The sequence below is a fragment of the Mycolicibacterium helvum genome (genome assembly GCF_010731895.1).
Taxonomy (GTDB): Bacteria; Actinomycetota; Actinomycetes; order Mycobacteriales; family Mycobacteriaceae; genus Mycobacterium; species Mycobacterium helvum.
The window spans coordinates 5641435-5668070 of sequence record NZ_AP022596.1; the positions used below are offsets into that span (position 1 = coordinate 5641435).

The window sequence follows — 26636 nt, forward strand, 5'->3', positions numbered from 1 at the left end:
TGCCCTAGCATGATCAGCGATGACAGTCTCACTACAAGGGGGCCCGATGACATTCAATCGTTCCGTGCGACGCGCAGCTGCGGCGGCGTTGGGCGCAGGTGCGGTGTTGCTCAGCGTGGCTGGACCCGCTGCCGCCGACCCGCCGCCCAACTGCACCACCGCGGATATGACCGGAATCATGTCCGGAGTATCGGCGGCGATGTCGACCTACCTGTTCACGCACCCGGACGTCAACGCGTTCTTCACCGGTCTGCAGGGGCTGCCCAAGGCTCAGGTCAAGACCCAGACCCAGCAGTACCTGGACGCCAACCCGGGGATCCGCGCCGACTTGGATGGCATCCGCCAGCCGTCGACAGACTTCCGCAACCGGTGTGGCCTCATCCAGCGTCCGCTGGCCCCAGGCGTGGTCTAGCCTCCTCCCGGCGTGGCCCGGTGCCGTTTCGGCGGCGCACCCTAAGGTTGTCGGCGTGGTCGTGAAGCCCGACGAGATCGTCTACCGCGTGCTGCAACGGCTGCCTACCCGCATGCTGTCGCTGCGTACCATCGTCATCGTCGCTGCGCTGTCGGTGGTGATCCTGGTGCTGACGCTGGGCACCTGGGTGTGGGTGGGTGTCACCCACGATCAGTACAGCCAGCTCGACCGGCGGCTCGATTCGGTCAGCAGTCTGGGTGATGTCAGCTCACTGCTGAGCACCGCAGGCCCCAGCGGGGTCGGCACGCCCACTCCCGACGGGAACCTGGTGCGCACCATCCGGGTCGGGGCGATGGCGATGTCGGTGCCCCCCGATGTGGTGCTGCCTGCCCTGGGCGACGGCTATGCCAACACCACCATCGACGGCGTCGAGTACCGGGTGCGCACCTTCTCGGTCGGTGGGGCGACGATCGCGCTGGGCGCGCCACTGGCCGAGACCCAGCGCCGGATCGCCGAACTGCACCTGCGGGTGCTGTTGATCTGCGCGGGCGTCATCGCGGGCACCGTGGTGATCGGCTGGCTGATCTCGCTGATCATGATCAACCCGTTCCGGGTGCTGGCCCAGCAAGCCCGCGCCATCAACGCCCAGTCCAACCCCGACGAGGTGCAGGTGCGCGGGGTCAAGGAGGCGGTCGAGATCGCCGAGGCTGTCGAAGGCATGCTGGCCCGCATCGGCGACGAACAGGCCCGCACCAAGGCCGCCCTGGAGTCCGCCCGCGACTTCGCCGCCGTCGCCTCGCATGAGCTACGGACTCCGCTGACCGCCATGCGCACCAACCTCGAGGTGCTCTCCACCCTGGATCTGGGGCCCGAACAACGCACCGAAGTGATCGGCGATGTCATCCGCACGCAGAGCCGCATCGAGGCCACGCTGACCGCCCTGGAACGACTCGCCCAGGGCGAGCTGACCACGGCAGACGATTTCGTTCCGTTCGACGTCGCCGAACTGCTCGACCGGGCCGCGCACGACGCCGAGCGGATCTACCGCGACCTCACCGTCTCGCTGGTGCCCTCGCCCGCAGTGCTGATGGTGGGCCTTCCGGTCGGGCTGCGGCTGGTCATCGACAATGCGCTCGCCAACGCCGTCAAGCACGGTGCCGCCACTGAAGTGCAGCTGTCGGTATCGAGTTCGGCCGACGGCGTGCAGATCACGATCGACGACAACGGCAGCGGGGTGCCCGAAGAGGAGCGGGCCGCGGTGTTCGAGCGGTTCTCCCGCGGCTCGACCGCATCGCGGTCCGGGTCAGGTCTTGGCCTTGCCCTGGTTGCCCAGCAGGCCGAATTGCACGGCGGCACAGCATCGTTGTGCGCCAGCCCGCTCGGCGGTGCCAGGCTGGTGCTCGACCTCGCCGGTCCTGGCGACTAGAGCCGGGCACCCTGCCAGGTTGAGATGCTGCCGCCGGCGGCCAGTGCGTACGTGATGCCGGCCGCGTCATCGGCCGGCTCGGGGTAACGCAGTTCGCTGACACAGGCCAGTGGGGAACCCAGCGCATCGTCGGCCACCGAGGCGGGCCCCAGCTCCACCCGGTGCCGAAGCAGCGGGGCGCCGGCCACGTCGGCGCGCATGGCGCCGCTCCAAAAGCCTTCGCGCTCACCGGTTCTGCCGATCTGCACCCGCTCCCGGATGCGCAGCCGCGAGGTGCCGGCCGCCCAGACCGTCAACTCGCTGAGGTGGCGTGCATTGGCAGCGACGACAGTCGGCTCGGGATCGAGGTCGAGCTCACCGTCGTTCTCGATGTGCCAGCATGCCCGCGACTGAGTGGTCGCTGCGCCGGGCAGCGCCACCGTGGCCGCGGCGCTGCGAAGGCGCAGGCGCGCACCGACTTCCACGATCAGCCGGATCGAGATGGTGTCCCCACCCAGTGGCGTTGCCGCCGCCGACACCAGATGCACGGTGTCGGGCTCGGTGTGCCGCGCCGCCAGTGCACCGCGGCACTCGATGCGGGGCAGCCGTCCGGGCTGGGCGACCACGAGGACATCGGAACGCATTGCGTCAGGTGAGTTGGTCGACGCGCAGCTGCTCGCGCACCCAGGACAGGACCGCCGACGCCGCGGGATCCTCGGTCAGTGAGATCAGCACGGTCGGGCGGCCCTCGCGCACCTTGGCGGCGTCGCGGCGCATGACCTCAAGGTCGGCTCCGACCAGTGGCGCTAGATCCGTCTTGTTGACCACCAATAGATCTGAGAACGTCACCCCAGGGCCGCCCTTGCGTGGCACCTTGTCTCCGCCGGCAACGTCGACGACAAAGATCTGCACGTCGACCAAGCCGGAGGAGAACGTCGCGGTCAGGTTGTCCCCGCCGGACTCGACCAGAATCAGGTCAAGCTGCGCGTGACCGGCGATCAGGTCGTCGATCGCATCCAGGTTGGCGGTGATGTCGTCGCGGATCGCGGTGTGCGGGCAGCCGCCCGTTTGCACGGCGGCGATCCGATCGTCGGGCAATACCGCGTGACGCCGCAGGAAATCGGCATCCTCGGTGGTGTAGATGTCGTTGGTCAGCACCGCCAGGGACAACTCGGTGCGCAGCTGGCGACACAGCGCTGCCACCAGCGCGGTCTTGCCCGAACCGACCGGGCCGCCGATCCCGATGCGCAGCGGCTCCCCCGGCTGGCGGGCGCGCTTGGGCCGATCGGCATGGGCGTGCGGTTGGCCCTCAATGAAATGTGGAGGCATACAGACTCTTTCAGGAGACGAATAGGGGACGTTCGCGTTGCGCGTGGCGCTGCGCCAATTCATCGAGCAGCGGGTCGGACAAGTCGGCGAGCGCGGTGGCGGCCAACTCGGCGGTCTGTTCGCACAGCTGCGCCAAGCTGAAGGTCAGCGCCGCGACATCGGCGGGATCCAGCGCCAGCAGCCGCTGCGCGGCGGTGGCGGTGCCGGTCATAGTGGTGTACACGATCGACAACGCGGTCTGCTCGGGCTGCAGTCCGCTGGCTAGGCCGACGCGGCCGGCGGTCACCGCCAAATGCGGACGGGGACCCAACGAATCCCAGGCCCAGTCCTGCTCCGAGTCCGGCCAGACTCGACGGGCCAGCCGAAGCAGCCCGCGGCCTTGGGCGCGGGAGGCCTGCCGGGCCGCCGGTGCCGGTGTCCGGGCATCGGTTTCGGCGTCGGCGACGGCCACCGTCAGATCCCCGCGGTGCACGGCGGCCGCAACGGACGCCGTCACCAGACCGCTGGTGCGGATCCGGCGGCGTAGATAAGCCGCCAATGTGGTGAGGTCGACGACCAGCTGGCTGGCCACCGCCTCCTCGGCCCCGCCGGAGTGCACGTGTCCCCCGGTCGGCAACCGCGAGTCGGTCAGCGTCAGCAGGGTGCTCAGCGACGAGGGCGAGCGAAGCGACGGGGAATGTGCAGCCATCAGAACAGGAAGTAACGCTGAGCCATCGGCAGCTCGGTCGCGGGTTGTTCGGTCCAGACCTCGCCGTCGATGCGCACGGTGAAGGTGTCGGGGTCGACCTCGATGCGGGGCCGCGCGTCGTTGAGTGGCATCTGCGCCTTGCCGACTGCGCGCACATTGCCCACCGGCGCCAAGCGCCGGTGGACCGCGAGCCGATCGGCCAGCCCGTCCTCGATGGCCTGCGGAGCGACGAAGTGCAGCGAGGTGGCAGCTGCCGCGGCGGGTGCGGCTCCGAACATCGGGCGCGGCAGCACCGGTTGCGGGGTCGGAATGGAGGCGTTGGCGTCGCCCATCGCGGCCCAGGCGATCATCCCGCCCTTGATGACCGCGTGCGGGCGGACCCCGAAGAACGCCGGTTCCCACAGCACCAGGTCAGCCAGCTTGCCGACCTCGACCGAACCGATCTCGTGGTCCAGGCCGTGGGCGACGGCCGGGCAGATCGTGTACTTCGCGATGTAGCGGCGCACCCGGTGGTTGTCGGCTCCGGAGTCCCCTTCGAGGAAGCCGCGACGCTTCTTCATCACGTGCGCGGTCTGCCAGGTGCGCATCACCACCTCGCCGATGCGGCCCATGGCCTGGGCGTCACTGCCGATCATCGAGATCGCCCCCATGTCGTGCAGCAGGTCTTCGGCGGCGATCGTCGAGGGCCGGATGCGGCTTTCGGCGAACGCCAGGTCCTCGGGCACGGCGGAGTTCAGGTGATGGCAGACCATCAGCATGTCCAGGTGCTCGTCGAGGGTGTTGACCGTGTGTGGCCGGGTCGGGTTGGTCGAGCTGGGCAGCACATAGGACTCGGCGGCGACGGTGATGATGTCCGGTGCGTGCCCGCCGCCGGCACCTTCGGTGTGATAGGCGTGGATATTGCGGCCCTTGATCGCGGCCAAGGTGTCCTCGACGAAGCCGGCCTCGTTGAGGGTGTCGGTGTGGATATTGACCTGCACCCCGGCAGCCTCGGCCACCGTCAGACAGGCATCGATCGCGGCGGGGGTGGTCCCCCAGTCCTCATGCAACTTGAAACCCGCTGCACCCGCACGCAACTGCTCCCACATTGCTTCGGCGCTGACGGTGTTGCCCTTGCCCAGCAATGCGATGTTGAGCGGCCAATGGTCCATCGATTCCAGCATGCGCGCCAGATGCCAGGCGCCCGGTGTCACCGTGGTGGCCTTGGAACCCTCGGCGGGCCCGGTGCCGCCGGCGATGATGGTGGTGATGCCGCTACCGATGGCCTCCTCCATGATCTGCGGACAGATCAGGTGCACATGGCAGTCGATCGCGCCGGCGGTGACGATGCGGCCGTTGCCGGCGATTATCTCCGTGGACGGGCCGACCACCAGATCGGGGTGTACGCCCGACATGATGTCGGGATTCCCAGCCTTGCCGATGCCGACAACGCGGCCGTCGCGAATTCCGATGTCCGCCTTGATGATTCCCCAGTAGTCGATGATCACCGCCCCGGTGATCACGGTGTCTGGTGCGCCGTCTGCGCGGCTGGCCCGGCTCTGGCCCATCGATTCGCGCAGCACCTTGCCGCCGCCGAACACCGCCTCGTCGCCGGCCAGTCCCGGCCCGCCGCTGCGGTCCTCGGTGATCTCGATGATGAGGTCGGTGTCGGCGAGCCGGATCCGGTCGCCGGTGGTGGGGCCGAACAGCGCGGCGTAACGGGCCCGGGACAGCTCGGTCATGCCGGATCCAACTTTCCGGGCGGGTTCAGGCTCAGGCCGTGAACTTCACGAAAACCACCCAGCGGCACCAGGCGAACTCGCTGCGCCACACCGGGTTCGAAGCGCACCGCGGTGCCCGCTGGAATGTCGAACCGATGTCCGTGGGCGGCGACGCGGTCGAAGGACAGCGCGGCGTTGGCCTGCGGTAGGTGCACGTGGCTGCCGACCTGTACCGGCCGGTCGCCAGTATTGACGATGTCCAGCTCGATACGCGGGGCGCCGGCGTTGATCTCGATGTCACCGTCACCGAGGAAGACCTCGCCGGGAATCATGGTGTCTTCTTTCACCTCACGGGATGGGGTGGTGGACGGTGACCAATTTGGTGCCGTCCGGGAAGGTGGCCTCAACCTGAACGTCGTGCAGCATCTCGGGCACGCCCGCCATGACGTCGTCGCGGGAGAGCACCTCGCGTCCGCTGACCATGAGCTCGGCCACGGTGCGGCCGTCGCGCGCGCCCTCCAGGACGTGGTCGGTGATGAGCGCGACCGTCTCGGGATGGTTGAGCCGCAGCCCGCGCGCCTGCCGGCGGCGCGCGAGCTCGGCGGCATACGAAATCAGCAGCCGGTCGGTTTCATGCGGTGTGAGTCGCATAGAGCGCGATCCTGCCATGGCAGGACGTGATCAGCAGGTCGGCGGGCGGGCTCACCCCTGCGGCGGCTCGGGCTCCAGGTTCTGCAGGCGCACCTGACCGCGGGCGACCAGCCGGTCCTTGTCGTCGCGAATGGTCACCAGCCAGAGCTGCTGACGCCGGCCGCGGTGCACCGGCTCGGTGACGCCGTAGACGGTGCCCCCGGAGATCGCTCGCAAGAAGTCGGTGTTGTTGTTGACGCCGACGACGTTGCCGCCGCCGTTGGCAGCCAGCCAAACGAAGGCCGACGTGCTGGCCATCGACTCGATCATCGAGCAGTACACCCCGCCGTGCACGATGCCCATCGGCTGCAGCAGTTTGGGCTGGACTTCCAGCTGCGCCTTGGCGCCGTCGGGTGACAGTTCGGTGAACACCAGGCCGAGCTCGTTGTCGAACGGGGCGGAGAAAGCGATCTGCTCGATCGGCGACTGCTCTGATTGCACGCATCTGTGTCTACACCAGGCAGGTGGCCGAGATGAGGGACGGGCCCCGCGTGTGAAACGCGGGGCCCGTCCTCAGCACGGACCGGGGTGTCTCTGCAGCCCTCAGGACATCCGGCGCGGTCCGTTCGTCTTTGTTGGTGTAACCATAGGCAAGGCTTGCCTAAGTTACAAGCCCTACCCTGCCCGACGCAGTGCGCGCACCGGAAGTCCGAAGCCACTCAAGGCGTCGAGCACCGACTGGCCGCGTCGCATGCAGGTGACCTCGCCACTTCCGGTGAGCAACGGGACCTGGGTGGCGGTGATGACCACCGCCGAGCCGACCATCTGCCACATCGCCGCCGGCGTGACCGAGCCTCGGCTGAGCTCGTACAAGCACTCGAAGATCGGCTCCAGCGAGCGGTGGCAACGGTGTGCCGTCCAGGTCGCCAGGGCGAGCTCGTTGGGCAGTCGCACCACGTCGGTGGTCGCCGGGTCGTCGGGCAGCACCCGGAGGGTGGGGTCCACTACCGCGGCCCAGTCGATCGTTCCCTCCGAGTCGACGTGCATCCAGAGGTTGCCCGGCCCGGTGTCCCACACCCGGCCCTCGAGCACGAACAACGTGACCACTCGGCCCAGGACGGCATGGGTGAAGGTTGCCGCCAGTTGCTGGGCGACGGCGCGCCGGTCGCCCAGCTCGTCAACCGCGGTTTCGAACATGTCTGCCAGTCGGCCCGACGTCGTCACCGAGTCCAGTGCCCACCACCGGCGCCGTGACACATCGGCCATGACCGCCACCCCGTGCACCCGCGGGGAATCCGGGCTCAGCCTGCGCAATCGGCTGCTGGATTCATGCAGTGGCAGCATGCGGCGAATGGTCATTCCGTCGATCAGTGGATCAACGACGGCTGTGGTCACGGCACCTCCTCAGGTTCAGTTAGGCAAGCCTAACCATAAGAAGTGTGGCAAGGTTAGCATTGCCTAATGTGAATGCTGTCACAGCCAACACACAGATTCGGTGCGTTGTCCTGGGGTTACCGGCCGCTGGACTGCGGCGGGGAACGCATCGGCGGCAGCCGGAGTTAAGCCGGAAAGTTAGATACGACGCCCGGTAGTAACCGGGAGTACTCTTGTTTCATCGCTACGAAATGAACGGAAATGGCCAAGTTGACTCGTCTCGGCGAACTTGAACGCGCGGTGATGGACCACTTATGGGCCGCTGGCGAACCGTTGACGGTCCGCCAGGTCCACGAGGCCCTCTGTACCGAGCGCGATCTCGCCTACACCACGGTGATGACGGTTCTGCAGCGCCTCGCGCGCAAGAACCTGGTATCCCAGATCCGCGACGACCGCGCCCATCAATACGCGCCGGTGCACGGTCGCGACGAACTGGTCGCCGGCCTGATGGTCGACGCGCTGGATCAGGCGTCCGACTCCGGCGGTCGGCAGGCCGCGCTGGTGCACTTCGTTGAACGGGTCGGGGTCGACGAGGCGGACGCCTTGCGCCGCGCCCTGGCGGAATTAGAATCCAGGCACCGTTCAACCTGGCCCGCTGGCGGTGCACCCAGCGTCTGAGGGACACTGTCAGCGTGTCCGCGCTGGCCTTCACCTTCCTCGCCTTGATGCTGGTTGGTCCTGTGCCTGCATTACTGGCCCGGGCTGATTGGCCGTTGCGTGCGCCGCGGGCGGCAATTGTGCTGTGGCAGTCGATTGCGGTGGCCGCTGTGCTGTCCGCGTTCAGCGCTGGGCTGGCGATCGCCAGCCGGCTGTTCGTCCCTGGCCCCGACGGGCGCCCGACCGCGACGATCACCAGTGAGATCGCTGCACTGGGTTGGCCGTTGTGGCTGGCCTATGTCCTGGTCTTCGCCATCACTCTGGTCATCGGTGCCCGCCTGCTGATCGCCGGCGTCCAGGTCGCGGTGGCCACCCGCCGCCGCCGGGCGCACCACCGGATGGTGGTGGACCTATTGGGTGAATGCCGGCACGGCGTGAGTGGGTTGCGGGTGCTGGATGTCGCCGAGCCACTGGCCTACTGCTTGCCCGGTGTGCGGAGCCGGGTCGTGCTTAGCGAGGGCACCCTGGCGGCGTTGAGTGACAGCGAACTGGCGGCGATCCTCAGCCATGAACGCGCCCACCTGCGCGCGCGCCACGATCTGGTCCTCGAGGCGTTCATCGCCGTGCATACCGCCTTCCCCCGCTTCGTTCGTAGCGGCAGTGCACTGAATGCCGTACGGCTGCTCGTGGAGTTACTCGCCGACGATGCGGCGGTGCGGACCGCTGGACCCACTCCCCTGGCCCGCGCCCTGGTGGCCTGTGCGTCCGGACGCACGCCAAAGGGCGCGTTGGCCGCTGGCGGTCCCACGACGGTCATCCGGGTGCGCCGGCTGTGCGGACAGCCCAACAGCCTGCTGCTCTCGCTGGCCGCCTATACCGCCGCCGCGGCGGTCCTCGTGGTACCGACCGTCGCGGTCGCGATGCCGTGGCTGACTGAGCTTCATCGGTTGTTTCTTTCCTGAAACTGTTCTTCCACAACAAAATTCACACAATTGAAAGGCGCCAGATGAGCTCACCGCAGACGAACGGTACTGCACAGATCGGTGTTACCGGGTTGGCGGTGATGGGCTCCAACATCGCGCGGAACTTCGCTCACCACGGCTACACCGTCGCACTGCACAACCGGTCGGTCGCCAAGACCGACGCGCTGCTCGCCGAGCACGGCTCCGAGGGCAGCTTCGTCCGCGCTGAGACGATGGCCGAGTTCGCCGCCGCACTGGAGCGGCCGCGGCGCGCGCTGATCATGGTCAAGGCCGGTGATCCCACCGACGCCGTGATCAACGAACTCTGTGAGGTGTTCGAGCCGGGCGACATCATCATCGACGGCGGCAACGCGCTCTACACCGACACCATCCGCCGCGAGAAAGCGGTGCGCGAGCGCGGCCTGCACTTCGTCGGCGCCGGCATCTCTGGCGGTGAGGAGGGTGCCCTCAACGGGCCGTCGATCATGCCGGGTGGTCCCGCCGAGTCGTACAAGTCGCTGGGCCCGCTGCTCGAGGAGATCTCCGCGCACGTCGACGGCGTTCCGTGCTGCACCCACATCGGCCCCGACGGTGCCGGCCACTTCGTCAAGATGGTGCACAACGGCATCGAGTACTCCGACATGCAGCTCATCGGCGAGGCCTACCAACTGCTGCGCGACGGGCTCGGCAAGACCGCACCCGAGATCGCCGAGATCTTCGCCGAGTGGAACAAGGGCGACCTGGACAGCTACCTCATCGAGATCACCGCCGAGGTGCTCAAGCAGATCGACGCCAAGACCGGTAAGCCGCTGGTCGACGTCATCCTCGACGAAGCCGAGCAGAAGGGCACCGGGCGCTGGACAGTGAAGTCGGCCCTGGACCTCGGCGTGCCGGTGACCGGCATCGCCGAGGCCGTGTTCGCCCGCGCACTGTCGGGCTCGGTCGCTCAGCGCAAGGCCACGACCGGCCTGGCCTCTGGCGACCTCGGCGACCGACCCACGGATGCACAGCAATTCATCGACGACGTCAGCAAGGCGCTGTACGCGTCGAAGATCATCGCCTACGCCCAAGGCTTCAACCAGATTCAGGCGGGTAGCGCCGAATACAACTGGGATATCACGCTCGGCGACATGGCGACCATCTGGCGCGGCGGCTGCATCATCCGGGCCAAATTCCTCAACCGCATCAAGGAAGCGTTCGACGAGGATGCACAGCTGGCCACGTTGATCTCGGCGCCGTACTTCCGCGACGCGGTCGAGGCGGGAATCGACAGCTGGCGTCGCGTAGTGGTGACCGCGACCAAGCTGGGTATCCCGGTCCCCGGCTTCGCCTCGGCGCTGTCCTACTACGACGCGCTGCGCACCGAGCGGCTGCCCGCGGCACTGACCCAGGGGCTGCGCGACTTCTTCGGTGCGCACACCTACGGCCGGATCGACGCCGATCCCGCCGCCCGCTTCCACACCTTGTGGAGCGGCGACCGCACCGAGGTCGAGGCCTGACCCCAGTACCCTGAGGTACGTGCAGTTTCTCGACGGCCAGCGGCCCGCGTACGACCTGACCTACGACGACGTCTTCATCGTCCCCAATCGATCCGACGTCGCCTCCCGGTTCGATGTCGACCTGTCGACGTCCGACGGCACCGGCACGACGATCCCGGTCGTGGTGGCCAATATGACCGCGGTGGCCGGGCGGCGGATGGCCGAGACGGTGGCCCGCCGCGGCGGAATCGTGGTCCTGCCGCAGGACCTGCCGATCGACGCGGTCAAGCAGACGGTCGACTTCGTCAAGAGCCGGGACCTGGTGGCCGACACCCCGGTCGTTCTGGCTCCCGATGACTCGGTCTCCGATGCCGTCGCGCTGATCCACAAGCGCGCTCATGGCGTAGCGGTGGTGGTGTCCGAGGGACGGCCTGTCGGCCTGGTCACCGCGGCCGCCACCGCCGGCGTCGACCGGTTCGCCCGGGTGCGGGACATCGCGATCAGTGACTTCATCACGGCGCCGGCGCACACCGAACCCCGGGAGGTGTTCGAGCTGCTCGAGCACGCTCCGGTGGACGTGGCCGTCCTCACCGGCGCCGACGGCGCCCTGGCCGGGGTGCTGACTCGCATCGGTGCGGTGCGCGCCGGTATCTACACTCCCGCCGTCGACGCCGCCGGCCGGCTGCGCATCGCCGCGGCGGTCGGCATCAACGGCGATGTGGCCACCAAGGCGCAAGCGCTGGCCGAGGTCGGCGTTGACGTACTGGTCGTCGACACCGCCCACGGCCACCAGGTCAAGATGCTCGACACAATCAAGGCGGTGTCGTCGCTGGACCTCGGTGTCCCGCTGGCGGCGGGCAACGTCGTCTCCGCCGAAGGCGCCCGCGATCTGATTGGGGCCGGAGCCTCGATCGTCAAGGTCGGCGTCGGCCCCGGCGCGATGTGCACCACCAGGATGATGACGGGTGTCGGGCGGCCGCAGTTCTCCGCGGTACTCGAATGCTCCTCGGCGGCAAGAGAACTCGGTGGCCACGTGTGGGCTGACGGCGGGGTGCGACACCCCCGAGACGTGGCGTTGGCGCTGGCCGCCGGAGCCTCCAACGTGATGATCGGATCCTGGTTCGCCGGCACCTACGAATCCCCCGGCGACCTGATGCTCGACCGCGACGGCCGGCCATACAAGGAGAGCTACGGCATGGCTTCCAAACGGGCGGTGGCCGCCCGCACCAGCGCTGACAGCGCCTTCGACCGGGCCCGTAAGGCGCTATTCGAGGAGGGCATCTCGACGTCCCGAATGGCGCTCGATCCCGACCGCGGCGGCGTGGAGGACCTGCTCGATCACATCACCTCCGGGGTCCGCAGCACCTGCACTTACGTGGGCGCGAGCACCATCGCCGAACTGCACGAGCGCGCGGTGCTCGGCGTGCAGTCGGCGGCCGGCTTCGCCGAAGGGCATCCGCTGCCGACCGGTTGGTGAGCCGGATCCCGGCGCGCAAGGGAGCTAACATAGGGGTTCGTTCTGACCCCATCGAGGAAGGGATCCCGTGCCGCAGGCACCCATCGAGGCCCCCGCGGATCGGGCTGCCTGGGGTGAGGGGCACGCCGACGATTCCCCCGTGGACGATTCCGGGGCGGAACCTTCCACTAGTCGGCCGGGCACACGGCCCGGCGACATCACGGCAATGAGGGCACGCGTCCGGTGACCATCGTCTACACCCTGTTGAGCCTGCTGGCGATCGTCGTGCTGACGTTGGGCACGGCATTGTTCGTGGCCGCCGAGTTCTCGCTGACCGCCCTCGAACGCAGCACCGTCGACGCCAACGCCCGCACCGGCGACCGTAAGGACCACAACGTCGCGCGCGCCCACCGCACGCTGTCGTTCCAGCTGTCCGGTGCACAACTCGGCATCTCGATCACCACCCTGGCCACCGGCTACCTCGCCGAACCCGTCCTGGCGCGGCTGTTCGACCCGGTTCTGGACTTCCTGCACGTACCCGACAGTGCCGCGGCCGGGATCGCATTGGTGCTGGCCATCCTGATCGCCACCTCGCTGTCGATGGTGTTCGGCGAGCTGGTGCCCAAGAATCTGGCGGTGGCCCGCCCGGTCCCGACCGCGCGGGCGACGGCCGGATTTCAGCTGATGTTCTCCACCCTGATGACCCCGGCCATCAAAGCCACCAACGGCACCGCCAACTGGATCCTGCGCCGGCTCGGCATCGAACCGGCCGAGGAGCTGCGTTCGGCGCGCTCCCCGGAGGAACTCGGCGCACTGGTTCGCAGTTCGGCCGCGCACGGTTCACTCGACGAGGCCACCGCAGCGCTGGTCAACCGGTCGCTGCAGTTCGGCTCGCGGATCGCCGAGGAGTTCATGACGCCGCGCACCGAGATCGAGGCGCTGGCGGCCGACGACACGGTCAGCGATCTGGTGACCGCCTCGGCCAGCACCGGTTTCTCCCGCTTCCCCGTCGTCAATGGCGATCTGGACGAGACCATCGGCATCGTGCACGTCAAGCAGGTGTTCGGTGTGCAGGCGGCACAGCGGTCGACCACCAAGCTGTTGACACTGGCGATCCCGGTGCCGACGGTCCCGTCGTCCCTCGACGGTGATGCGTTGATGTCTCAGCTGCGCGCCCACGGGTTACAGACCGCCATGGTGGTCGACGAATACGGCGGGACCGCAGGGATGGTCACCGTCGAGGATCTGATCGAGGAGATCGTCGGCGACGTCCGGGACGAGCATGACGACTCCACTCCCGATTTCCAGAAGTCCGGCCTGGGCTGGCGCGTGTCGGGTCTGCTGCGCATCGACGAAGTGGCCGAGGCGACGGGTTTCCGGGCACCTGAAGGCGAATACGAGACCATCGGCGGGTTGGTGCTGGAGAAGCTCGGTCACATTCCTCAGACCGGCGAATCGGTGGAACTGTCCGCGTTTGATCCCGACGGCCCGTTCGACGATCCGACCCGCTGGCGCGCCACCGTTGTCGCGATGGACGGCCGGCGCATCGACCAGTTGGTGCTGACCGAGCTGGTTCGCCCCAGCGACGGGGAGCGCTGATGGGCGCCGACTTCCTGGGTGTCCTGCTGACGATCGCGCTGCTGGGCGCCAACGCGTTCTTCGTCGGCTCGGAGTTCGCGCTGATCTCCGCCCGCCGCGACCGGCTGGAAACCCTTGCCGAACAAGGCAAGCGGAGTGCGGTCACCGTGCTGCGAGCCGGTGAGCAGCTGTCACTGATGCTGGCCGGCGCCCAGCTGGGCATCACGGTGTGCTCGATCCTGCTGGGCCGGGTCGGCGAGCCGGCCGTGGCCGGCCTGCTGGAGAAGCCCTTCGACCTGGTCGGGGTGCCCGACGCCGTGCTGCACACGGTGTCGTTCCTGGTGGCACTGGCCGTTGTGGTGACACTGCACGTCCTGCTCGGCGAAATGGTGCCCAAGAACATCGCGATCGCCGGCCCGGAGAAGACGGCGATGCTGCTGATGCCGGTCTACTTGGCGTACGTGCGGTTCGTCCGGCCGCTCATCGCCTTCTACAACTGGGCGGCCAACACCACGCTGAAGGCCTTCGGTATCGAAGCCAAGGACGAGCTCGACGTCACCGTGTCCACCGTCGAGCTGGCGGAGATGATCGCCGAGTCCCGCTCCGAGGGCTTGTTGGATCCTGAGGAGCACATGCGGCTGACGCGTGCACTGCAGATCCGCAACCGCGTGGTCAACGATGTCGCGGTTCCGCTCAGCGAGATCCGCGCGATCCCGGTGGCCCGGCCTGGCTGCGGACCCACCGTCAGCGAGGTCGAGCAGGCGCTGCGCGAGACGGGCTACTCCCGATTCCCGGTCGTGGGTACCGACGACACGCTGATCGGTTACCTGCACATCAAGGACGTGCTCAGCCAGATCGACGGTCCCGATTCGGTGCTCGACATCTCGGTGGTGCGCCACCTGCCCCGGGTGGCCGCCGACATGGCGCTGCCCGATGCCCTGTCGCAGCTGCGCCGCGACAACAGCCACCTGGCACTGGTCACCGGCGCTGACGGGTCAATCATCGCAATGGTCGCGCTGGAAGACCTGGTCGAGGACCTTGTCGGCACGGTGCGCGACGGGATGCACCGTGCCTGATGTGCTCGCCGAGCCCGACTGGATGGCCAGATCAGCCGCCCACCGGGCCCGGGTCGAGACCTTCGTCGGCCCGCGCGGCCGTCGGGCTGAGCGTGGTGAAGCCCACCCGGTGTGGGATTTCCTGTTCAGCTACTACAGCCTGCGTCCCCGCCAGCTGCGGGTGTGGCATCCCGGCTACGGCACCGCACTCGCGGGGCCCGCGGCCGACGAGTACCTCGGCCGTGCCGGCTACACGGCCAGTCCGGACGGCGTCACCATCAGCCCGGATTTTCTGAGCTCGCGACTACCCACTGTCGGATTCGTCGCCGATCTATTACGAGCCACCGAGGACCGCGCGCCACAATTCGGCTGCTTCGGGATGCACGAGTGGGCGATGGTCTACCGCACCGCCGCCGTTCGCCACGACCGCGTGCCGCTGCGGCTGGGCGCGGCCGGCACCGATGCGGTGGTCGAATCAATGCCCTTGCGTTGCACCCACTTCGACGCGTTCCGGTTCTTCACCGATGCGGCCGCCCCGCTTAACCGCGGTGTGCCGACCCGAGCCGGCCAGCGCGACTGGGAACAGCCGGGCTGCCTGCACGCCAACATGGACCTCTACAAGTGGTGCTACAAGCTCGGCCCGCTGATCGAGTCGCAGCTGCTGGTGGACTGCCTGGAACTCGCTGCCGAAGCCCGCGAGCTCGATATGCGCGCCAGCCCCTACGATCTGACGCACCTGGGATTTGAGCCGATCACCGTCGAGGAACCCGCCGGACGAGCCGAATACGTGCGCCGCCAAGGAGCCATCAGCGAGCGCGCGGCTCCCTTGCGCATGGCACTGCTGGCGTGGTGCGACCGGCTGCTGGCCTGTGACCGGCGTAACTGCGCCTACGACAGCTTGTCGGAGGGGTTCCTACCTGCGGGTAAGATGAATTGATTTGTCGTGAGGGAGGACAGATGACCGAACGCGTGTCCGTCGGCAACCTGCGTGTGGCGCAAGTGTTGTACGACTTCATCACCAACGAGGCGCTACCCGGCACCGGGATCGACCCCGACAGCTTCTGGTCTGGTGTGGACAAGGTCGTCGCCGACCTGACTCCGCAGAATCAGGACTTGCTCGCTCGCCGCGACGAACTGCAGGCCCAGATCGACAAGTGGCACCGGCAGCGGATCATCGGCGGTATCGACGCCGGCGAATACCAGCAGTTCCTGCGCGATATCGGGTACTTGCTGCCCGAGCCAGCGGACTTCACGATCACCACCTCCGGCGTCGATGACGAGATCACCACCACCGCTGGACCACAGCTGGTGGTCCCGATCCTCAACGCCCGCTTCGCGCTGAACGCTGCGAACGCCCGCTGGGGCTCGCTGTACGACGCGCTCTACGGCACCGACGTCATCAGCACCGAGGGTGGCGCCGAACCGGGCGGCAGCTACAACAAAGTTCGCGGTGACAAGGTCATCGCGTACGCCCGCAACTTCCTCGACCAGGCGGTGCCACTGGCGGAAGGCTCCTGGGCCGACGCAACCGGAATCAGCGTCGCTGACGGCGCACTCGACATCGCCCTGGGCGACGGGAAAACCACCGGTCTGGCCAGCCCGGAGAAGTTCCTCGGTTACACCGGCGAACTCGGCTCCCCGGCGTGGTCGGTGCTGCTGGTCAACAACGGCCTGCACATCGAGGTCCTGATCGACCCAGAATCGCCGATCGGCAAGACCGATCGGGCCGGCATCAAGGACGTCGTGTTGGAGTCGGCGATCACCACGATCATGGACTTCGAGGACTCGGTGGCCGCCGTCGACGCCGAGGACAAGGTGCTGGGCTACCGCAACTGGCTCGGTCTGAACAGGGGCGATCTGGCCGAAGAGGTCAGCAAGGGCGGCAAGACGTTCACCCGGGTGCTCAACGACGACCGGACGTACAAGACTCCGGACGAAGGTGAAATCACTCTGCCCGGCCGCAGCCTGCTGTTCGTCCGGAATGTCGGGCACCTGATGACCAACGACGCGATTGTCTTCGATAAGGACGGAGCCGACGGCGCCGAAGTTTTCGAAGGCATCCAGGACGCCCTGTTCACCGGCCTGATCGCCACACACGGTCTCAAGGCGCAGGACGGCAGCCCCCGGCAGAACAGCCGGACCGGCTCGATCTACATCGTGAAGCCGAAGATGCACGGCCCCGATGAAGTTGCCTTCACTTGCGAACTGTTCAGCCGCGTCGAGGACGTGCTTGGCCTGCCGCAGAACACCATCAAGGTCGGCATCATGGACGAGGAGCGCCGCACTTCGGCCAACCTCAAGGCCTGCGTCAAGGCCGCCGCCAACCGGGTTGCGTTCATCAACACCGGCTTCCTGGACCGCACCGGCGACGAGATCCACACCTCGATGGAAGCCGGCCCGATGATCCGCAAGGGTGCCATGAAGACCCAACCGTGGATCCTGGCCTACGAAGACCAGAACGTCGACGTCGGGCTGGCGACCGGGTTCTCCGGCCGGGCCCAGATCGGCAAGGGCATGTGGGCCATGACGGATCTGATGGCGCAGATGGTCGAGCAGAAGATCGGTCAGCCCAGGGCCGGTGCGACCACCGCGTGGGTGCCGTCCCCGACGGCGGCGACACTGCACGCCATGCACTACCACTACGTCGACGTCAACGAGGTGCACAAGGAGCTCGCCGGCCAGACCCGCACGACCCTCGACGATCTGCTGACGATCCCGCTCGCACAGGAACTGGCCTGGTCGCCGGAAGAGATTCACGAAGAGGTCGACAACAACTGCCAGTCGATCCTCGGCTACGTGGTGCGCTGGATCGACGCCGGTGTCGGCTGCTCGAAAGTGCCCGACATCCACGACGTTGCGCTGATGGAAGACCGTGCCACCCTGCGGATTTCCAGCCAGCTGCTGGCCAACTGGTTGCGCCACGGCGTCATTACCCCCGACGATGTACGGGAGAGCCTGCGCCGGATGGCCGCGGTGGTCGACGAGCAGAACGCTTCCGATCCCGAATTCCGCCCGATGGCACCGGATCCCGAGGGCAGCATCGCCTTCCAGGCAGCTCAGGAGCTGATCCTGGCCGGCGCCGCGCAGCCCAACGGCTACACCGAGCCGATCCTGCATCGGCGGCGCAGGGAGTACAAGGCCAGCGCCTGAGAAGCAAGCCCGCACCGCACGACCGTTGAGACGAAAGAGGATCAAGCACCGCCATGGGCAGGCACAGCAGACCCGGACCCGGGGAGTCTTTCGGTGAACCGGACGAGCCTGCCGAGGTACCCGAGAGTCCCACCGGCAGATTCGCCCGCCCGAGCGACGATGTCGCCGCCGCCGGTGACGGGGGTGCCGGTGACGGCGGCTACGAGCCGTCACCACTGACCGACACCGCCCGTCGGCGAATTGCCGCATTCGAAGGCGGCCACCGTAGCGAGACCGGCCGCCGCGGGGTGAGCCTCGGTGTGATCGCCGCGTTGGTCACCGTGGTGGTGGTCGTCGGCGCGGTGATCCTCTGGCGGTTCTTCGGCGACGCGCTCTCGCACCGGTCGACCGATGCCGCCGCGAAGTGCTTGGCCGGCGCTGTCAACGTCGGCGTGGTCGCCGATCCGTCGATCGCCGCCGACGTCGCCAAGTTCGCCGAGGGTTTCAACGCCGTCGTCACCCCGATCGGCGATCGCTGCGTGAAGATGGTGGTGACCGCGGCTGATTCAGATCGGGTCGTCGACGGATTCGTCTCCGACTGGCCCGGCGACCTCGGCGAACGTCCGGCGCTGTGGATACCCGCCAGTTCCATTGCCGAGGCACGGCTGCAGGCCACCGCCGGTAAGCAGGTGGTCAGCGACGCCCGCTCGCTGGTCAGCTCGCCGGTGGTCCTCGCGGTGCGCCCGCAGCTCAAAGAAGCGTTGGCTCAACAGGGTTGGGCGGCCTTGCCAGGCCTGCAGAACAACCCCGCGGCGCTGGACTCACTGAACCTGCCTGGCTGGGGTTCACTGCGGCTGGTGCTGCCGACTGTCGGCAATGCCGACGCCACCTACCTTGCCGCCGAGGCCGTCGCCGCGTCCTCGGCGCCGGCGAACGCGCCGGCCACCGCGGGCCTCGGTGCTGTCAACGCACTGCTGGCCGGTGCGCCCAAGCTGACCGACAACTCCGCCGATGCGGCCTGGAAGGCTCTGTTGGGCGCAGGTGACGCAGCCGGCGCGCCGGTGCACGCCGTGGTGACCACCGAGCAGCAGCTGTTCGGCCGAGCGTCGGCAGCCGACGCCAAGAACAATGTCGCCGAATGGCTGCCCTCGGGCCCGGTCACGATCGCCGACTACCCCACCGTGCTGCTGTCCGGGACGTGGTTGTCCAGCGAGCAGGTCAGTGCCGCCAGCGAATTCGCCCGGTTCATGCGTAAGCCCGAGCAGCTGACCGCGCTGGCGAAGGCCGGTTTCCGGGCCGAAGGCACCACCCCGCCGGGCAACGACGTCGTCACCTTCCCCGAACTGGGGGCACCGGTGTCGGTTGGCGACGAATCGGAGCGCGCCACCCTGGCCGCGGCGGTGTCCAACCCGGCCACCGGATCAGCCACCACGATCATGCTGAACCAGGCGATGGGCGCCGACGAGGGCGGAAAGTCACGGCTGGCCAACGTGGTGGCCGCGCTGAACAACCGCATCGGCGCGCTGCCGTCGAACGCCGCGGTGGGACTGTGGACGTTCAACGGGGTCGAGGGCAAATCGTCGGTGCCGATGGGACCGCTTACCGATCAGGTCAACGGGCAGCCGCGCTCGGCGGCATTGACCGGCACGTTGGCCGGACTGGCACCGTCCGGCAGTGGCGCGGTGTCGTTCACCACGCTGCGCCTGGTGTACGGCGAAGCGCTGACCAACTTCCGTGACGGACAGTCCAATTCGATATTGGTGATCACCCAGGGCCCGCACAGCGACCAGACACTGGACGGTCCGGGTCTGGTGGCCTACGTCAAGTCGGCGGTCGACCCGGCCAAGCCGGTGGCGATCAACGTCATCGACTTCGGCGACGACTCCGACCGGGCGACGTGGGAGGCCGTAGCGCAGACGTCGGGCGGTTCGTATCAGAACATCGCCACGTCGGACTCGCCGGATTTGGCGACCGCGGTCACAACGATGCTTTCCTAATCGAGGTCCAGTAACCGCTTTGCGCCGGCGGTGAACTCGTCGGGCACCTCGATCTGCGGGTAGTGGCCGATGCCGGGCAGTTCAATCACCTCGGCGGCGGGCCGCAGCTCCCGCAGGCCGGCCAGCACGTTGGTGGTGGCGACGGGATCGCCGGTGGCCCAGAGGAATCCCAGCGGCTTGTCCCAGTCGCGTACGGCTCCGTGCCAACGTGGCGCGAAGCGCACCCGCTCGTCGAGGTAGGCGCACAGCAGGTTGAGAATGCGATGGCCGTTGTCGCGAGCCAGCAGTGCCCACTGCGCCTGGGCCTCCCCGTCGGACAGCGGGTGCGCGGGGCTGAACAGCTTGGCGAAACCGCGCAGGAAACCGCGTTCGTTGGTCAGCCTGGCGAGAACAGGGCCGAACGGGCCGCGCAGGATCTTCTGGCTCGGCCGCAGGCTGGCTCGCTCGATGATGACGCTGCCGTTGGTGAGCACGGCCCGCTGGATCTCGAAGGGCAGCGTGCCTGAGACGTCGCGGGCCAGCAGTTCGGTGGCCACCGACGTGCCCATGTCGTGGGCGAGCAGCACCACCGGGCCGGGCGCGACGTCGGCGACCGCCTGCTGCACGATGTCAGCTTGCTCGAGCAGGCTGTAGCGGTGCGGCCGGGGCTTGTCGGACAGTCCGAAGCCCAGAAAGTCCAGGGTCAGCCAGGCCCGGTCACCGAGCCGGTCGACGACGCCGCGGAAGTCGTAGGAGCTGGATGGAAAACCATGCAGCAGAAGGACAGCGGGGCCCCTTCCGGGCTGGGATCGCACGAATACCGACCCCGCGCTGGTGGACAGCATCCGCCCACCCTCTTGCCACTGGCGAACACTGGCAGGCAGCACAGGGTGACGCTATCAGGCGAAGGCCTCCACCGGCGGGCACGAGCACACCAGGTTGCGGTCGCCGTACGCCCCGTCGATGCGGCGCACCGGCACCCACACCTTCGGGCGGAACTGCTTGCCCAGCGGATAGGCCGCCCGCTCGCGGGTGTACGGATGTGTCCACTCGTCGACCAGCAGGCACTCGGCGGTGTGCGGTGCGTTGTGCAGCGGATTGTCGTCAGCGGGCCAGTCGCCCGACCCGACCTTGTCGATCTCGGCACGAATGGCGATCATCGCTTCGCAGAATGCGTCCACCTCGGCCAGACTTTCGCTCTCGGTAGGCTCCACCATGAGCGTGCCCGCCACCGGGAAGCTCATCGTCGGCGCATGAAAACCGAAGTCCGCCAGCCGCTTCGCCACATCGTCGACAGTGACACCGGTGGCCTTGGTGATGCCGCGCAGATCGAGGATGCACTCATGGGCCACCATGCCGCTCTCGCCGGTGTACAGCACCGGGTAGTACTCATCGAGGCGTCGGGCGATGTAATTGGCCGACGCGATCGCCGTCAGAGTCGCGTTGCGCAGGCCGTCGCCGCCCATCATCCGGATGTATGCCCAGGTGATCGGCAGGATCGATGCCGAGCCGTACGGTGCCGCCGACACCGCGTGCCCCTTCGGCAGCTCCTCGGCCAGCGGGTGGCCCGGCAGGAACCCCGCCAGGTGGGAACGCACCGCCACTGGCCCGACGCCGGGACCGCCGCCGCCGTGCGGGATGCAGAACGTCTTGTGCAGATTCAGGTGGCTGACGTCGCCGCCGAACTTGCCCGGCCGGGCCAGCCCCACCAGAGCGTTGAGGTTGGCGCCGTCGATGTAGACCTGCCCGCCGGCGTCGTGCACCGCCGCGCAGACATCGGCGATGTCGTGTTCGTACACCCCGTGCGTGGACGGGTAGGTGATCATCAGCGCGGCTAGCCGCTCGGCATGCTCGGTGACCTTGGCACGCAGGTCGTCAAGGTCGACATCGCCGTTCTCCCGGCAGGCCACCACGACCACCCGCATGCCGGCCATGGCCGCCGAAGCGGCGTTGGTGCCGTGCGCGCTCGACGGGATCAGGCAGACATCTCGACCGCTGTCGCCGCGGCTCATGTGGTAGTCGCGGATGGCCAGCAGACCCGCGTACTCACCCTGCGATCCGGCGTTGGGCTGCAACGAGATTGCGTCGTATCCGGTGAGACCCGTCAACCACGTCTCCAGGTCGGCGATCAGCTTGCGCAGCCCGGGGGTGTCGCCGGCCGGCGCGAACGGGTGCTGGCGGCCGAATTCGGGCCAGGTGATCGACTCCATCTCGGCGACGGCGTTGAGCTTCATCGTGCAGGAGCCCAGCGGAATCATGCTGCGGTCCAGTGCAATGTCCTTATCGGCGAGCGCGCGCAGGTAGCGCATCATCTCCGTCTCGGTGCGGTACCGATGGAACGCCGGGTGAGTGAGGAATTCACTTGTCCGCGAATCGATCTCAGGACCCGCGTAGTTTCCAGCCACCGGGGCGGCTCCGGTGAAGGCCTCGAGCACCAGTGCGACGTGTGCGGCCGTGGTGGCCTCGTCGCAGGTGATCGACACGTGGTCGGCGTCCACCCGCCAGATATTGATGCCGCGGCCCTTGGCCTCGGCCTGCACCGCGGCGGCCCGGCTTGGGACATGCGCCAACACGGTGTCGAAGAAGGTGTCGTGCACAACGTCGACGCCGGCCGCACTCAGGCCGGCGGCCAGCGACCGGGCGTGACCATGCACGCGCCGGGCGATCCCGGTCAAGCCCTCAGGGCCGTGGTAGCTGGCGTACATCGCCGCCATCACCGCCAGCAACACCTGCGCGGTACAGATATTGGACGTCGCCTTGTCGCGGCGGATGTGCTGTTCGCGGGTCTGCAGCGAAAGCCGGTACGCCGCTGCGCCGTCGCTGTCGACCGACACCCCCACCAGCCGGCCGGGGAGCTGGCGCGCATGCTTGGAGTGCACCGCAAGAAAACCGGCGTGCGGACCGCCGAATCCCATTGGCACACCGAATCGTTGGGCACTGCCGTAGGCCACGTCGGCGCCGAACTCCCCCGGCGGGGCGATGAGCGTCACCGCCAGCAAGTCGGTGCCCAGCGCCACCAGCGCCCCGCGCTCGTGGGCCTGCTCGACCAGCTTCGACCAGTCTGTCACTCGCCCGCTCGCACCGGGCAGCTGTGCGATGACACCGAAGAACTCACCTTCGGGCAGCCCGTTGCGCAGGTCGGCGGTGACGATCTCGATGCCCAGCGGCTCCGCGCGGGTCGCCAGAATGGCCGCGGTCTGTGCGAACAGGTCTTCGTCGACTGCCAGCCGGTTGGCCGGCCCCCGCGTCCCGCGGTGCATCAGCGTCATCGCCTCGGCGGCGGCGGTGGCCTCATCGAGCATCGAGGCGTTGGCCAGATCCAACCCGGTGAGATCGGCGATCATGGTCTGGAAATTCAGCAGCGCCTCCAGCCGACCCTGGCTGATCTCCGGCTGGTAGGGCGTGTAGGCGGTGTACCAGGCCGGGTTCTCCAGGATGTTGCGCAGCAACACCGGCGGCGTCAGAGTGTCGTAATAGCCCTGCCCGATCATCGACACGGCGATCGTGTTGGTGTCGGCCAGTGCCCGCAGCTCGGCCAGCGCCTCATGCTCGCTGACCGCGGCGGGCAGCTGATCGAGGCCGGGCGCCAGGCCGTTTGCGAGCGCGTCGAGGATTCCGGCTGGCAGCGCCTTGGCGGCCAGGTCGTCGAGCGAGCCGACGCCGATGACGTCGAGCATGGTCGTAACCGCGTCGGAGTCCGGTCCGATATGACGATCGGCGAACGTGGGCTGGGTGTGATCGGACACGGATGGGCTCCTGACTCGGGCGGACGCAGCCGTCAGCGGCGTCCTCTCCCTCTGTCGTCCACCCAAAACCGGGCGCCTGAGAGATTCGGCTTTGAGAGCCTTTCCCCATGGGCGGGCAACCGCGAGGTCACCGCTTTCCAGAGGCATCGTGGCCACGCGCGGTCCTGGGGCCTGAGAGGTTGACGGAGAGGTGTTGCTCCTTCGGCGTCCGTGACTGGCGGCCACGAAGCTCTCCCGCGCGAGGGCGATACGCCGCTGATTCTAGCCGATCTTGCGGTCGCGGCTCTTACGCCGCGAGGCCAGCTCGTCTTCGGGCGAGGCGATCGATTCGCCGCCGTCGGCACGCTCGCCGGGGAAGTCCGCGATGGCACCGGAGAGTTCCCGCATCGCACCACTGACCGCGATGCCGAACACACCCTGCCCACCCTGCAAAAGGTCGACAACTTCTTCGGCGGACGTGCACTCGTAGACCGTTGTGCCGTCCGAGAACAGCGTGATGTTGGCCAGGTCCTGCACGCCGCGCTGCCGCAGATGATCGACGGCGACCCGGATGTTGTGCAACGAGATGCCGGTGTCGAGTAGACGCTTGACGATCTTGAGAACGAGGATGTCTTTGAACGAGTACAGCCGCTGGCTGCCGGACCCGGCCGCGCCGCGGATGGATGGCACCACCAGCGAGGTGCGGGCCCAGTAGTCCAACTGGCGGTAGGTGATTCCGGCGATCTGGCAGGCACTTGGGCCGCGGTAGCCGACGAGTTCGTCGGGCACCGAATCATCGGGGAACAGGCCTGGCTGCACTGACTCACCGACCGGTGCGCCGACGGCCGAATCCGCCTTGAAAGAACCAGACGTCGCGCCGGCAAGGTCCAACTGTCCCTGACGTGGCTGCTCGCCCACGATGCTTCCTCTCGCCGTTCGAACTCTTGCCCCGCTAACCGCTCCACCAACCGCGTAAGCCCAGCGTCCGAGTTCATCGAGCATACGCTTGTCGACGGGCAGTCGCGCTCGTCGTCGTGATGAAAGTATGGCTGCCCTTGAGCGCGCTCCCCGGCATCCGTCGCGCGTGTCGAACCGCTACCGGCCAAGTGAGACGCATCCGTGATCTTGGCGTTCACCAGCCATGGGGCCCGAATACCCGATCAGGTCGCCTTGAAATCGTCCGGGGACACGCTGTCGAGAAACTCCTTGAATTTCTCGACCTCGTCCTCGCGGACGGCACCGGTGGACTCCTCGTCGCTCTCGTCGGGAATCAGCAGCCCGGCCTCGGCCAGCACGGCCTCTTCCACATAGATGGGCACCCCCATCCGCAGGGCGATCGCCACCGAGTCCGACGGGCGGGCCGAGACCTTGATATCGCGGTCGAAGATCAAATCGGCGTAGAAGGTACCTTCCCGTAAATCCACGATGCGCACTTCCTTGAGTGAATGCCCAAGTGCGCCAATGAGATCACGGATCAGGTCATGGGTGAGCGGCCGAGAATGCTCGACGCCCTGCTGTTCCAGCGCGATCGCGGTGGCTTCGGACTGGCCGATCCAGATGGGCAGGTAGCGGTCGCCGTTGGATTCCCGCAGCAGCAAAACCGGCTGGTTCTGGGGCTGCTCGACGCGGATGCCGACCACACGAACCTCACCCATATGTGTCTGACCTCCGCGCTCCCGTTGCCATCAATCGGAGTCTAGTCCTCAGCGGTCGAGAACGTCTCGTACAGCGGACTTGATCAGCGACGTGTGCAACGTGATTGCCAGGGCCGCGACTTCGCGCGCCAAGTCGTCGGCGCGGTCGCGGGCACCGGTCTTTGACGCCTTGCCCACCGGGCCGGCGATCTGGGCGATCAGGTCGGATTGGCGGTCGGCTGCCGACCGGAATGCCCGCAGGTGCCGCGGTTCGACGCCGTACTCCCCCAGTGCCCGCGCGCACTGCGCGATGACCACCGAGTGTTCGTCGAACAACCCGCCCGGGCCGGTGGTGATCACGCCTGCCTTGCACAGTGCAACCACCAGCTCCTCGTCGACCCCGGATCGCTCCAGCAGGTCTTCTCGGCTCAGGCGAACCTGGGTGCGTGCGGCGTCGTCGTCGTCCGCGGAGTCACCCGAGACCGTCACCAATCGCGGTACGGCGTAAGGCGATCCGACGTGCGGCAGTTCGCCGTCAGGCAGGGCATCGAGCTGTGCCTTGATGACCTTCAGCGGCAGGTAATGGTCGCGCTGCGCGGTCAGGATGAACCTCAACCTGGCGCAGTCGTACGCGGTGAACCGCCGATATCCCGATGCGCTGCGCTCCGGCGTGACCAGACCTTCGGCTTCCAAGAATCGAATCTTGGAGATCGTCACGTCCGGGAAGTCCGGTCGCAGCAGGTCCAGGACCGCTCCGATAGACATCCCGGCGAGCGCGGGAGTATCGGGCTGCATCATCAGCTCTTCGCGCGAGCGCTCTTCGCCGACACTAGCTTCCCGGACCACCTTCGTCGTCGGACGGCTTGGGTCCGGTGAGGAACACCAGCCGGAACTTGCCGATCTGGACCTCGTCGCCATTGGCAAGCGTGGCCGAATCGACCGGTTCCCGGTTGACGTAGGTGCCGTTGAGGCTGCCGACGTCGACGACCTGGAATTCGTTGCCGTCCAACCGGAACTCGGCATGCCGACGGCTGACGGTCACGTCATCGAGGAAGATGTCGGAGTCCGGATGGCGACCGGCCGACGTCGTCGGCTGGTCCAGGAGGAACCGCGAGCCCGCATTCGGTCCGCGCTTGACAACCAGCAGCGCCGAGCCGACCGGGAGACCCTCCACCCCGGATACTGCGTTGTCGCCGCTGGCCGCCGCCGGGGCGTCCAGCTCGTTGAGGAAGTCCGCGCGGAAGACGGATGTCGTCTCCACGGTGACTTCCTCAGACGTCTGGTCCGCCCCAGAGTTCTGGTCCTTGTCCGTCACCCGTTGCTCCTCACTAGCTGCCGTGGCGATACTTGGCGGGGTGCCCGCACAAGGCGCCCGTCCGCCTCCACCATCACTTACGTCGACCGTACCGCGCAGTGGTCGCCGTTGTGCCCACCACCGCCGGATCAGT

The 26636-nt window shown here is 67.6% G+C and carries 25 protein-coding genes and 2 riboswitches; of the genes, 11 read left to right on the forward strand and 14 right to left on the reverse strand.

Features of this window, described 5'->3' with window-relative positions:
* The first annotated feature begins 46 nt into the window (after positions 1-46).
* Both G6N38_RS26555 and G6N38_RS26560 read left to right on the forward strand, forming a co-directional pair.
* Positions 47-412 carry a heme-binding protein gene (locus tag G6N38_RS26555; protein ID WP_163751101.1) on the forward strand — a complete coding sequence of 122 codons (366 nt, stop codon included), beginning with the start codon at positions 47-49 and terminating at the stop codon, positions 410-412.
* Between the two features lie 112 nt (positions 413-524).
* Positions 525-1838: a sensor histidine kinase gene (locus tag G6N38_RS26560; protein WP_163752442.1), complete on the forward strand. Its 1314-nt coding sequence runs from the start codon at positions 525-527 to the stop codon at positions 1836-1838.
* Here G6N38_RS26560 and G6N38_RS26565 read toward each other — a convergent pair.
* The 8 genes from G6N38_RS26565 to G6N38_RS26600 all read right to left on the reverse strand — a co-directional run bounded on the left by G6N38_RS26565 (position 1835) and on the right by G6N38_RS26600 (position 7559).
* Positions 1835-2461 carry an urease accessory protein UreD gene (locus G6N38_RS26565; RefSeq protein WP_163751102.1) on the reverse strand — a complete coding sequence of 209 codons (627 nt, stop codon included), beginning with the start codon at positions 2459-2461 and terminating at the stop codon, positions 1835-1837. The two genes, G6N38_RS26560 and G6N38_RS26565, sit on opposite strands and share 4 nt — an antisense overlap.
* A 4-nt stretch (positions 2462-2465) precedes the next feature.
* A complete protein-coding gene (gene ureG, locus G6N38_RS26570; RefSeq protein ID WP_163751103.1) occupies positions 2466-3146 on the reverse strand; it encodes an urease accessory protein UreG in 681 nt (226 codons plus the stop codon).
* A gap of 10 nt (positions 3147-3156) precedes the next feature.
* Complete coding sequence (locus G6N38_RS26575; protein ID WP_163751104.1) at positions 3157-3834, reverse strand: urease accessory protein UreF; 678 nt, start codon at positions 3832-3834, stop codon at positions 3157-3159.
* Positions 3834-5555, reverse strand: coding sequence for an urease subunit alpha (locus G6N38_RS26580; RefSeq protein ID WP_163751105.1), 1722 nt, complete (start codon positions 5553-5555; stop codon positions 3834-3836). Before G6N38_RS26580 ends, G6N38_RS26575 begins: the two co-directional genes overlap by 1 nt.
* Positions 5552-5866 carry an urease subunit beta gene (locus tag G6N38_RS26585; RefSeq protein ID WP_163751106.1) on the reverse strand — a complete coding sequence of 105 codons (315 nt, stop codon included), beginning with the start codon at positions 5864-5866 and terminating at the stop codon, positions 5552-5554. The genes G6N38_RS26580 and G6N38_RS26585 overlap by 4 nt, the downstream gene beginning before the upstream one ends.
* Before the next feature lie 16 nt (positions 5867-5882).
* The gene (locus G6N38_RS26590) at positions 5883-6185 is read right to left on the reverse strand and encodes an urease subunit gamma (RefSeq protein WP_163751107.1); all 303 of its coding nucleotides are present in this window, start codon (positions 6183-6185) and stop codon (positions 5883-5885) included.
* A 51-nt stretch (positions 6186-6236) separates the two neighbouring features.
* Positions 6237-6665 carry a PaaI family thioesterase gene (locus tag G6N38_RS26595; protein WP_163751108.1) on the reverse strand — a complete coding sequence of 143 codons (429 nt, stop codon included), beginning with the start codon at positions 6663-6665 and terminating at the stop codon, positions 6237-6239.
* Between the two features lie 174 nt (positions 6666-6839).
* Positions 6840-7559: an iron reductase gene (locus G6N38_RS26600; RefSeq protein WP_163751109.1), complete on the reverse strand. Its 720-nt coding sequence runs from the start codon at positions 7557-7559 to the stop codon at positions 6840-6842.
* A 240-nt stretch (positions 7560-7799) separates the two neighbouring features.
* On the opposite strand from G6N38_RS26600, the gene G6N38_RS26605 reads away from it, so the two are divergent.
* The 9 genes from G6N38_RS26605 (at position 7800) to G6N38_RS26645 (ending at position 19850) form a co-directional block, all read left to right on the forward strand.
* Positions 7800-8216, forward strand: a complete 417-nt coding sequence (locus tag G6N38_RS26605) for a BlaI/MecI/CopY family transcriptional regulator (RefSeq protein ID WP_163751110.1) — start codon at positions 7800-7802, stop codon at positions 8214-8216.
* A gap of 14 nt (positions 8217-8230) precedes the next feature.
* Positions 8231-9157 (forward strand): M56 family metallopeptidase, encoded by a 927-nt coding sequence (locus tag G6N38_RS26610; RefSeq protein ID WP_163751111.1) that lies wholly within the window; start codon positions 8231-8233, stop codon positions 9155-9157.
* A 44-nt stretch (positions 9158-9201) separates the two neighbouring features.
* Positions 9202-10656 carry an NADP-dependent phosphogluconate dehydrogenase gene (gene gndA, locus G6N38_RS26615; RefSeq protein WP_163751112.1) on the forward strand — a complete coding sequence of 485 codons (1455 nt, stop codon included), beginning with the start codon at positions 9202-9204 and terminating at the stop codon, positions 10654-10656.
* 19 nt (positions 10657-10675) lie between these two features.
* Positions 10676-12112, forward strand: coding sequence for a GuaB1 family IMP dehydrogenase-related protein (locus G6N38_RS26620; RefSeq protein WP_163751113.1), 1437 nt, complete (start codon positions 10676-10678; stop codon positions 12110-12112).
* A gap of 222 nt (positions 12113-12334) precedes the next feature.
* Positions 12335-13690: a hemolysin family protein gene (locus tag G6N38_RS26625; RefSeq protein ID WP_163751114.1), complete on the forward strand. Its 1356-nt coding sequence runs from the start codon at positions 12335-12337 to the stop codon at positions 13688-13690.
* Positions 13690-14745: a hemolysin family protein gene (locus tag G6N38_RS26630; protein WP_163751115.1), complete on the forward strand. Its 1056-nt coding sequence runs from the start codon at positions 13690-13692 to the stop codon at positions 14743-14745. The genes G6N38_RS26625 and G6N38_RS26630 overlap by 1 nt, the downstream gene beginning before the upstream one ends.
* A 22-nt stretch (positions 14746-14767) precedes the next feature.
* Positions 14768-15661 (forward strand): 3-methyladenine DNA glycosylase, encoded by an 894-nt coding sequence (locus G6N38_RS26635; RefSeq protein WP_246228105.1) that lies wholly within the window; start codon positions 14768-14770, stop codon positions 15659-15661.
* A gap of 20 nt (positions 15662-15681) precedes the next feature.
* The gene (locus tag G6N38_RS26640) at positions 15682-17874 is read left to right on the forward strand and encodes a malate synthase G (RefSeq protein WP_163751117.1); all 2193 of its coding nucleotides are present in this window, start codon (positions 15682-15684) and stop codon (positions 17872-17874) included.
* 53 nt (positions 17875-17927) lie between these two features.
* A complete protein-coding gene (locus G6N38_RS26645; RefSeq protein ID WP_163751118.1) occupies positions 17928-19850 on the forward strand; it encodes a substrate-binding domain-containing protein in 1923 nt (640 codons plus the stop codon).
* Here the strand turns inward: G6N38_RS26645 and G6N38_RS26650 are convergent.
* From G6N38_RS26650 to garA, 6 genes are all read right to left on the reverse strand, one after another.
* Positions 19847-20674 (reverse strand): alpha/beta fold hydrolase, encoded by an 828-nt coding sequence (locus G6N38_RS26650; RefSeq protein WP_163751119.1) that lies wholly within the window; start codon positions 20672-20674, stop codon positions 19847-19849. The two genes, G6N38_RS26645 and G6N38_RS26650, sit on opposite strands and share 4 nt — an antisense overlap.
* A 54-nt stretch (positions 20675-20728) precedes the next feature.
* Positions 20729-23575 (reverse strand): aminomethyl-transferring glycine dehydrogenase, encoded by a 2847-nt coding sequence (gcvP, locus tag G6N38_RS26655; protein WP_163751120.1) that lies wholly within the window; start codon positions 23573-23575, stop codon positions 20729-20731.
* 41 nt (positions 23576-23616) lie between these two features.
* Positions 23617-23724: riboswitch (glycine riboswitch) on the reverse strand.
* Positions 23725-23822: riboswitch (glycine riboswitch) on the reverse strand. It lies immediately after the preceding riboswitch.
* Between the two features lie 14 nt (positions 23823-23836).
* Complete coding sequence (locus G6N38_RS26660) at positions 23837-24472, reverse strand: MerR family transcriptional regulator (protein WP_163751121.1); 636 nt, start codon at positions 24470-24472, stop codon at positions 23837-23839.
* A 242-nt stretch (positions 24473-24714) separates the two neighbouring features.
* Positions 24715-25209: a bifunctional nuclease family protein gene (locus tag G6N38_RS26665; RefSeq protein WP_163751122.1), complete on the reverse strand. Its 495-nt coding sequence runs from the start codon at positions 25207-25209 to the stop codon at positions 24715-24717.
* A 48-nt stretch (positions 25210-25257) separates the two neighbouring features.
* On the reverse strand, positions 25258-25986 hold the full coding sequence (gene ftsR / locus G6N38_RS26670; RefSeq protein ID WP_163751123.1) for a transcriptional regulator FtsR: 729 nt from the start codon (positions 25984-25986) through the stop codon (positions 25258-25260).
* Positions 25987-26017: 31 nt separating this feature from the next.
* A complete protein-coding gene (gene garA, locus G6N38_RS26675; protein ID WP_163751124.1) occupies positions 26018-26503 on the reverse strand; it encodes a glycogen accumulation regulator GarA in 486 nt (161 codons plus the stop codon).
* Positions 26504-26636: the final 133 nt, after the last annotated feature.

Bases quoted from the DNA above. Each gene is read 5' to 3' on its own strand.
- ftsR (WP_163751123.1), bottom strand. From the start codon at position 25,986: ATGATGCAGCCCGATACTCCCGCGCTCGCCGGGATGTCTATCGGAGCG.
- G6N38_RS26590 (WP_163751107.1), bottom strand. From the start codon at position 6,185: ATGCGACTCACACCGCATGAAACCGACCGGCTGCTGATTTCGTATGCC.
- G6N38_RS26640 (WP_163751117.1), top strand. From the start codon at position 15,682: ATGACCGAACGCGTGTCCGTCGGCAACCTGCGTGTGGCGCAAGTGTTG.
- G6N38_RS26560 (WP_163752442.1), top strand. From the start codon at position 525: ATGCTGTCGCTGCGTACCATCGTCATCGTCGCTGCGCTGTCGGTGGTG.
- G6N38_RS26555 (WP_163751101.1), top strand. From the start codon at position 47: ATGACATTCAATCGTTCCGTGCGACGCGCAGCTGCGGCGGCGTTGGGC.
- G6N38_RS26645 (WP_163751118.1), top strand. From the start codon at position 17,928: ATGGGCAGGCACAGCAGACCCGGACCCGGGGAGTCTTTCGGTGAACCG.
- G6N38_RS26630 (WP_163751115.1), top strand. From the start codon at position 13,690: ATGGGCGCCGACTTCCTGGGTGTCCTGCTGACGATCGCGCTGCTGGGC.
- G6N38_RS26635 (WP_246228105.1), top strand. From the start codon at position 14,768: ATGGCCAGATCAGCCGCCCACCGGGCCCGGGTCGAGACCTTCGTCGGC.
- ureG (WP_163751103.1), bottom strand. From the start codon at position 3,146: ATGCCTCCACATTTCATTGAGGGCCAACCGCACGCCCATGCCGATCGG.
- G6N38_RS26650 (WP_163751119.1), bottom strand. From the start codon at position 20,674: ATGCTGTCCACCAGCGCGGGGTCGGTATTCGTGCGATCCCAGCCCGGA.
- G6N38_RS26665 (WP_163751122.1), bottom strand. From the start codon at position 25,209: ATGGGTGAGGTTCGTGTGGTCGGCATCCGCGTCGAGCAGCCCCAGAAC.
- G6N38_RS26585 (WP_163751106.1), bottom strand. From the start codon at position 5,866: ATGATTCCCGGCGAGGTCTTCCTCGGTGACGGTGACATCGAGATCAAC.
- G6N38_RS26580 (WP_163751105.1), bottom strand. From the start codon at position 5,555: ATGACCGAGCTGTCCCGGGCCCGTTACGCCGCGCTGTTCGGCCCCACC.
- G6N38_RS26575 (WP_163751104.1), bottom strand. From the start codon at position 3,834: ATGGCTGCACATTCCCCGTCGCTTCGCTCGCCCTCGTCGCTGAGCACC.
- G6N38_RS26605 (WP_163751110.1), top strand. From the start codon at position 7,800: ATGGCCAAGTTGACTCGTCTCGGCGAACTTGAACGCGCGGTGATGGAC.
- gndA (WP_163751112.1), top strand. From the start codon at position 9,202: ATGAGCTCACCGCAGACGAACGGTACTGCACAGATCGGTGTTACCGGG.
- G6N38_RS26565 (WP_163751102.1), bottom strand. From the start codon at position 2,461: ATGCGTTCCGATGTCCTCGTGGTCGCCCAGCCCGGACGGCTGCCCCGC.